Below are 4,639 nucleotides of genomic sequence, written 5' to 3'. Positions count from 1 at the left end.
CTGCTGCTCGACCGCCGCGACCCCGTCGTGACTCGCGGGCGGGTCGAGTGGCTCTGCCGCCGGCGACGTGTGCCGGCGGCCCGTCAGGAGGAGGTCACGACGCCTGCTGGATGCCGTCCTGGATGACTTCGCGCTCGGCTTCCGTCAGTCCGCCCCACACTCCGTAGGGCTCGCGGACCTCGAGGGCGTGCGAGCGGCACTGGGYCAGCACGGGGCACGCGGCGCAGACGGCCTTGGCCTGCGCGTCACGGTTGCGCCGGCGAGGTCCCCGTTCGCCCTCGGGGTGGAAGAAGACCTCGGGGCTGACGCCTCGGCAGGCCCCGTCCAGCTGCCAGTCCCAGAGGTCGGCAACCGGTCCGGGCAAGCGGGTGATCTCGGCCATGAACTCGTCTCTCCGTGGGGCGGGGTGCCCGCCGTGTCGTACCGGCCCGCTCGGTGCACCGTTGGGTGCTGGGGCCGCGGATCTGACGCTAACCGGGCACGCGATCACGGATAAAGAGCGGAATCTTAAGGACTTGTTCAAGAATTGCCATCCAGATGGCATCGTGGTCCACGCGAGGGGTTGGGCTGGGGGTTGGGCGCGGGTTCGGTGGGGTCCGGCGGGGTTCGGTTCATTTGTGGTCGTCCGCCAGGGCTCGGCGGCACTAGCATGGTCGGCTCCGGCGACGGTGCCTGGCGGGCATCGGCGACGCCAGCACAGACGACAGTTCGGGGGGGGACGACGACTCTCATGGGTCCTGGTTGGTCCACGCACGCCGGCGTAACGCCAGGTGGCGCTGGCGCGATGGAGCGCTTGGACGCTCTGTCGCTGCGTGAGCTGGCGGCTCTCGCCGTGCGTGACACCGACGCGCGGGACGGGCTGCTGACCCGCGTCAGGGACATGGCACTGCGCTACGCACGCGTCCGACTCGGCCGCTTCGGCGCCGAGGACACTGCCCAGGACGTCGCCCAGGAGGTGTGCATGGCTGTCGTGACCTCTCTCCCGACGTACGAGGAGCGTGGAGTGCCGTTCGAGGCCTTCGTCTACACGATCACCTCCCGCAAGCTCGCCGACGCCCAGCGCGCCGCGATGCGCGGACCGGCGCCGGTGGCCGACCTGCCCGACGGCCCCGACGCTGGGCCGTCGCCCGAGTCCGTGGCCGTCATGCGCGACGACGCAGCGACCGCGATGACGCTGATGCAGCAGCTGCCCGGACAGCAGCGCGAGATCCTGACGCTGCGCGTCGCCGTCGGCATGAGCACCGACGAGACGGCCGCTGCCCTCGGGATGTCGGCCGGCGCCGTGCGCGTCGCGCAGCACCGCGCGCTCACCAAGCTCCGTGCGATGGTCGCCCGGGCCGAGGCGGGTGACGTGGCGTGAGTGAGCTGTCCCCCCTGAGCGACCTCGTCGCCGACGATCTCCTTCTCGACCGCCTCGCCAGCCGGGTCGACGCCGGTTCCGACCCGCTCGCCGGCCTGCTCGGAGCCCTTGTGGCCCAGGCCGACACGCCGCTGCCCCTGCGCGCGGGGCGCCGCCGCATCGGCAACAAGCACCGCTACCTCGGGGCGTTCGCCGCCCTCGCGGTGGCGGCCTCCGGCGCCGGTGTCGCCGCCGCCGTCTCTCGGCCGTCCCACGCACCGAGCCACGTCGACCGGGCTCTCACCGTCACGGTGACGGACGACAGCGTCCGTGGTCAGGTCCCGGTTGCGCCGCTGTCACGGCTGGGGCTCCCRCAGACGTCACGGGGCACCCTGAGCCAGTCACTCGTGCTCGCTCGTCGCGACGACGGGGCCAACGTGCTGGTGCCCACCGCGTTCGTCCCGGGTGTTCCGGCGCCGGCGCGTCCCGGCGGCGGAACGCCCGGGACCGGTGCGACCGGCAACGGCAGGACGGGCAACGGTGGCCACCAGGGCGACGGCAAGCAGGCCGGGGCGGCGCAGAGGTCCACCAACAGCAAGAAGCCATCACCCGCCACCAAGGGAGGCAGGGGAACAACCAAGGGCGGCGACCGGGACGGCAAGGACGTCAAGAAGCCCGCCCCCACCGCCACCCGCGCCGCCGTCCCCGCGCCATCGGCGGGCCCGACGTCACCGAGACCGAACCCGGGCACCCGCCCCCCGGGCAGCGGCAGCGTTCCAAGCGCGGCCGGCGCCGTCGTCGGCAGCCCCGCCTCCACCACGCTGCACCGCGCCGCCGCGACCGGTCTGCCCACCCCCTGACGCGCGTTCGGACGCGGTGGTGCCAACCCGTAGAATCGGGCAATGAGTCTCGGATCGTCTGACGTGCCCGCTGCTTTCGCCACGATGGGTCTGACGTACGACGACGTCCTGCTCCTTCCGGGCTACAGCGACCTCGCCCCCAGCGACATCGACACGACGACGCGTCTGACCCGCGAGCTGTCGATCCGGTCCCCGCTCGTCTCCGCGGCCATGGACACCGTGACCGAGGCCCGGATGGCGATCGCGATGGCGCGCCAGGGTGGCCTCGGGGTGCTGCACCGCAACCTCTCGATCCAGGACCAGGCCTACCAGGTCGACCTCGTCAAGCGGACCCAGACCGGCATGATCTCCAACCCGATCACGATCGGCCCGGACCGCACCCTCGAGGAGCTCGACGCCATCTGCGGCGAGTACCGCGTCTCGGGCCTGCCGGTCATCGGTGAGGACAAGAAGCTGATCGGGATGGTGACCAACCGGGACCTGCGCTTCACGCCGGTCGCGGAGTGGGCGACGACGCTCGTGCGCGACGTCATGACCCCGATGCCGCTCATCACCGGTCACGTCGGCATCAGCCGCGACCAGGCGACGGCCCTGCTGCGCCAGCACAAGCGTGAGCGCCTGCCCATCGTCGACACCGAGGGCCACCTCGCCGGCCTCATCACGGTCAAGGACTTCGTCAAGGGCGAGCAGTTCCCCGACGCGAGCAACGACGCCGACGGCCGCCTCATGGTCGGCGCAGCGATCGGCTACTTCGGCGACTCGTGGGAGCGGGCGACGACCCTCATCGAGGCCGGGGTCGACGTCCTCGTCGCCGACACGGCGCACGGGCACGTGCGCCTGCTCATCGAGATGGTCGAGCGGCTCAAGAGCGACCCCGCGACGCGCCACGTCCAGGTCATCGGCGGCAACGTCGCCACGCGCGAGGGCGCGCAGGCCTTCGTCGATGCAGGCGCCGACGCCGTCAAGGTCGGTGTGGGACCAGGCTCGATCTGCACGACGCGCATCGTCACCGGCGTGGGTGCGCCGCAGATCACGGCCGTCCACGCGGCCGCGCAGGCCTGCAAGCCGGCCGGCGTGCCGGTCATCGCCGACGGCGGCCTGCAGTACTCCGGCGACATCGCGAAGGCCATCGTCGCCGGCGCCGACTCCGTCATGGTGGGCTCGCTCCTCGCCGGGTGCGAGGAGAGCCCCGGCGACCTCATCTTCGTGGCCGGCAAGCAGTTCAAGAGCTACCGCGGGATGGGCTCGCTGGGTGCGATGAGCTCGCGCGGCAAGAAGTCCTACTCCAAGGACCGCTACTTCCAGGCCGAGGTCGAGTCCGACGACATGATCGTGCCCGAGGGCATCGAGGGCCGGGTCGCCTACCGGGGGCCGCTGTCGGCCGTCGCCCACCAGATGCTGGGTGGTCTGCGCCAGTCGATGTTCTACGTCGGCGCCCGCTCCATCCCCGAGCTGCAGGACAAGGGCCAGTTCGTCCGCATCACGTCGGCCTCGCTCAAGGAGAGCCACCCGCACGACGTCCAGGGCATCGTCGAGGCCCCCAACTACACCGTCGGCTGACGCCGACTCCCACTCCCGGGCGCAGGGAACTGGGCACTCGACGTTGGGGGCGTGGACCCGTGGCGTCGAGTGCTCACTTTCCGGCGTGGGGAACTGGGCACTCGACTCTGGGGCGTGGACCGTTCTGGTCGAGTGCTCACTTTCCGACGTGGGGAACTGGGCACTCGACCAGGGGAGCGCGCCCGCACGAGGAGGTATGCCGTCCCGCGGAGCCCGCGGGACGGCATACCTCCTCGTCGGGCCGGGCGCTCCCGACGGCTAGGATCGGGCGGTGACCGAGATCGAGATTGGCCGAGGCAAGCGCGGACGGCGCGCCTACTCTTTCGACGACATCGCCGTCGTGCCCTCGCGGCGCACGCGCGACCCGGAGGAGGTCTCGGTCTCCTGGCAGATCGACGCCTACCACTTCGACATCCCGGTCATGGCCGCGCCGATGGACTCCGTCGTCTCGCCCGAGACCGCGATCACGCTCGGCAAGCTCGGCGCCCTGCCCGTCCTCGACCTCGAGGGGCTGTGGACCCGCTACGAGGACCCGACCGCGCAGCTGAGTGAGATCGCCGAGATCGGCCCCGACGCCGCGACGGCTCGGATGCAGCAGATCTACGCCGAGCCCATCAAGCCCGAGCTGATCACCGAGCGACTGCGCCAGCTGCGCGAGGCCGGTGTCACGGTGGCCGGCGCGCTGTCGCCGCAGCGCACCCAGCAGCACTGGAAGACCGTCGTCGAGGCCGGGGTCGACCTCTTCGTCATCCGTGGCACCACGGTCTCCGCCGAGCACGTCTCGGGCCGCGCCGAGCCGCTCAACCTCAAGCGCTTCATCTACGAGCTCGACGTGCCGGTCATCGTCGGCGGCGCCGCGACCTACACCGCGGCCCTGCAC

General features: G+C 71.6%; 5 protein-coding genes. 4 read left to right on the top strand and 1 reads right to left on the bottom strand.

Annotated features, from left to right (window positions below; translation table 11 throughout):
* Positions 1 to 94: 94 nt before the first annotated feature.
* Entirely contained in the window at positions 95 to 382 is a 288-nt protein-coding gene (locus AC1DP0_RS18370; RefSeq protein WP_478087228.1) for a WhiB family transcriptional regulator, read from the bottom strand.
* A gap of 402 nt (positions 383 to 784) precedes the next feature.
* Here AC1DP0_RS18370 and AC1DP0_RS18365 point away from each other — a divergent pair, with 402 nt between their 5' ends.
* The 4 genes from AC1DP0_RS18365 to AC1DP0_RS18350 form a co-directional block, all read left to right on the top strand.
* The gene (locus AC1DP0_RS18365; RefSeq protein WP_478087225.1) at positions 785 to 1,360 is read left to right on the top strand and encodes a sigma-70 family RNA polymerase sigma factor; all 576 of its coding nucleotides are present in this window, start codon (positions 785 to 787) and stop codon (positions 1,358 to 1,360) included.
* Entirely contained in the window at positions 1,357 to 2,199 is an 843-nt protein-coding gene (locus AC1DP0_RS18360) for a hypothetical protein (protein ID WP_478087223.1), read from the top strand. The genes AC1DP0_RS18365 and AC1DP0_RS18360 overlap by 4 nt, the downstream gene beginning before the upstream one ends.
* 42 nt (positions 2,200 to 2,241) lie before the next feature.
* A complete protein-coding gene (gene guaB / locus AC1DP0_RS18355) occupies positions 2,242 to 3,759 on the top strand; it encodes an IMP dehydrogenase (RefSeq protein WP_478087220.1) in 1,518 nt (505 codons plus the stop codon).
* Between the two features lie 271 nt (positions 3,760 to 4,030).
* On the top strand, positions 4,031 to 4,639 hold a 609-nt coding region (locus tag AC1DP0_RS18350), incomplete at its 3' end, for an IMP dehydrogenase (RefSeq protein ID WP_478087218.1).

It is taken from the genome of Terrabacter sp. P5_B1 (assembly GCF_056400505.1).
This window is presented reverse-complemented; position numbering and strand designations above follow the sequence as displayed.